We start from the raw sequence: 2,524 nt of genomic DNA, 5'->3' as shown, positions 1-2,524 counted from the left end.
AAGACGCTCAATCTGTCGAAACAGGCTCGTGCCGCCTGATCGTTCCTTTATTGTTCATGCCAAACGTTGTTTAGCGTACCATCCACACGATGGCCTCTATTTCAGGCGCTCGGAAGTCTGGGACAGGCGATGACCGAAACACCAGATCTGGTGCCGGCCGTGCCTGTGAAGAAATCCGTGTTTCCAGACTACATTGTCTGTCTGGAGGACGGAAAAAAAATGAAGATGCTCAAGCGCCATCTTCGTACTGTCTATGGTATGACACCCGAGCAGTATCGGGAAAAATGGGACCTGCCGGAAAGCTACCCGATGACCGCCCCATCCTACGCAGCCCGACGCTCTGCCCTGGCACAGGAGATTGGACTAGGGCGGGTCATCAAGGCGACACCGGCCCCTTCGGAAACATCAGGAACTGGGGTGCCGGTCACACGCCTGCCAGAGAAGAAACGCGGACGCAGGCCGAAACTGGCCTGAAGGTCCAGACCGGGAGAAACGGGACATGAAGGCATGGGCCGCCAGCCTCGGCACGGATAACCCGCTCCCCCTGCCACAACCCGGGCAATAAGGGGGACGCTCTCGCACACCGCAGGAAGGTAACGAGGCGTACATTGGTCACGGCTATCCGTCAGGTCATACCGGATCAGATCGGTGGTTACGACGAAATCCTCGGCCGCTTCGTCACTGTGCAGCGAGGGCATGGACCTGTTTTTGCTGCTCATGGTGGTCGATCTCCTTCTCGTGCAGGAAAGTGGGCAAAGAAAGGTCAGAGCCACTCTTATGCGTGTACCGTCTTCCCGCGCCGTGAAGATCGTGCAGATCCCGCGTCTGTTTTCGTGGGCGCCTTACGTAAGGCGCGATTCATAATTTCACGCAGCGCATCATTCATACGTGTCTGATAGCCAGGCCCGTCCTTCTCGAAGAAAGCCACGACATCAGCGTCAAACCGCACGGTTTTCTGCACTTTACGGGGTCGATAGAAGCGCCCCCGTTCCGCATGTGACCAGTCACGAATTTCTGGGGCTTCATCATCCGTCACAATCTGATTGTCAGGCATGGCCTCCACAGCCCGTAACGCCTGAAGCAGTTCAGAGTCCATTTTCGTATGCTTTGCGCTCATGGGCAGTTGCCTTTCTTACGCTGATAATACGACCGTATTCTTCGCCATCCTCCTCGTCTTCCACGGGTTCTGTATGAACGACGAAGAGAGTTGTGATGCCCCGTATCTTCCCTATGGTTCGCCACCTGTCCCCATCTGGATGGGGATCAGGGACAGACAATGCGAGCGGATCGCCGTCGAGAACAAACCTGCCGGTTTCCAGAGGCAGCTTATGCTTCTCCCTGTTTTTTGAATCCTTTTCAGGATCCCATACCCATATGGTCACAATCCGCTCCAGTAGTTACGGAATTGTAGTTACAACAGTATGATTTTTCAAGCCCGCATTCCTGCAACGGATTAACTCAATTCCCGATGACAGGATTCTACCACAGGCTCCCAATGTTCTCTGCCGAAGCAAGAAAAACTCAGTCTTCCTGTTGAGATATCAGCCGGATCTGGGCGATCATTTCATCGGCTGTGATCTCTCCGCACTGGCGGGCATCCATGATTGCGGTGAGCGAGCGTATATCTGTGCCCACCTTATGTAACGATAAGGTAATAATTATCTGCGGGTTTCCTGTGGCCGGAAAACTCATATCCCTCCCTTCCCCTGCTTCAGCGAAACGTCCTGATCCCATCGAACATGGACATTGTCGATGACGCACAGGGTTCTCGGGCGCTGCGGTCACCAGAAACACGTGGACACAGACCGGAACGGGCCTGATGATCTGGTCCGGGAGGAACACCATCATGGAAACAGGTCATTCCGATCGGGAAGCCGAAAAGAACGAAGCGACACGCCGGGCACTGGCCGAGGCTGATGCCGGATTGTTCATCAGTGGTGAAGCGGTGAAGGCATGGGCGGCCAGCCTCGGTACCGATCATCCCCTTCCCCTGCCTGAACCAGGGCAATAAGGTGTCAATCGGCACTCAAAAATAACCCCTGATCGGCATGCAATATTAACCCCCTGTTGAAGGGCCGGCCTGTCTCCTGAAGCCGTAGGCGTAAGGAGACAGGCCGGGGCAGGTATGGATCTGGAGAGAGGTTCAGTTACGGTTCCTGAAGCGCCAGCTTTCGTTCCCTGTCTCGATGATGTCGCAGTGATGGGTCAGACGGTCGAGCAGTGCCGTGGTCATCTTGGCGTCGGCGAATACACTGGCCCATTCACCGAAGGACAGGTTCGTGGTGACAATGACCGAGGTCTGTTCATAAAGGCGGCTGATCATATGGAACAGCAACTGTCCGCCAGACTGGGCAAAGGGCAGGTATCCCAGTTCGTCGAGGATGACAAAGTCCAGTCGGCCGAGTTGTTCGGCCAGCCGACCCGCCCTTGCCGCCCGACTGTCAGCCTCAAGCCGGTTGACCAGGTCCACCACGTTGAAGAACCGGCCACGCCGACCTGTGCGGATGCAGCTCCGGCCAATGGC

Annotated in this window: 5 protein-coding genes and 1 pseudogene; 2 read left to right on the top strand and 4 right to left on the bottom strand. The window is 55.8% G+C overall.

Annotation, left to right across the window (positions count from 1 at the left end; translation table 11 throughout):
• Positions 1-96: 96 nt before the first annotated feature.
• Positions 97-474: pseudogene (locus CFR80_RS17670) on the top strand (MucR family transcriptional regulator); the annotation flags it as partial.
• Between the two features lie 301 nt (positions 475-775).
• On the opposite strand, the gene CFR80_RS17665 reads toward CFR80_RS17670, so the two are convergent.
• From CFR80_RS17665 to CFR80_RS19095, 3 genes are all read right to left on the bottom strand, one after another.
• Positions 776-1,117, bottom strand: a complete 342-nt coding sequence (locus tag CFR80_RS17665; protein ID WP_007396313.1) for a BrnA antitoxin family protein — start codon at positions 1,115-1,117, stop codon at positions 776-778.
• Positions 1,086-1,382 (bottom strand): BrnT family toxin, encoded by a 297-nt coding sequence (locus tag CFR80_RS17660; RefSeq protein ID WP_010518357.1) that lies wholly within the window; start codon positions 1,380-1,382, stop codon positions 1,086-1,088. Before CFR80_RS17660 ends, CFR80_RS17665 begins: the two co-directional genes overlap by 32 nt.
• A 139-nt stretch (positions 1,383-1,521) precedes the next feature.
• Positions 1,522-1,848, bottom strand: a complete 327-nt coding sequence (locus tag CFR80_RS19095) for a hypothetical protein (RefSeq protein ID WP_133251168.1) — start codon at positions 1,846-1,848, stop codon at positions 1,522-1,524.
• Between CFR80_RS19095 and CFR80_RS19550 the strand changes: the two genes are divergently transcribed.
• Complete coding sequence (locus CFR80_RS19550) at positions 1,847-2,011, top strand: hypothetical protein (RefSeq protein WP_162838769.1); 165 nt, start codon at positions 1,847-1,849, stop codon at positions 2,009-2,011. The genes CFR80_RS19095 and CFR80_RS19550 overlap by 2 nt on opposite strands.
• Before the next feature lie 132 nt (positions 2,012-2,143).
• On the opposite strand, the gene CFR80_RS17650 is transcribed toward CFR80_RS19550, so the two are convergent.
• Positions 2,144-2,524, bottom strand: a 381-nt coding sequence (locus CFR80_RS17650; RefSeq protein WP_181418227.1) for an ATP-binding protein, incomplete at its 5' end; no start/stop codon positions are given.

Origin of the sequence: Komagataeibacter oboediens (assembly GCF_003207815.1) — a bacterium.
GTDB classification, from domain to species: domain Bacteria; phylum Pseudomonadota; class Alphaproteobacteria; order Acetobacterales; family Acetobacteraceae; genus Komagataeibacter; species Komagataeibacter oboediens.
Note: the sequence above shows the minus strand (reverse complement) of the source record. Positions and strands in the feature narration are given on the sequence as shown.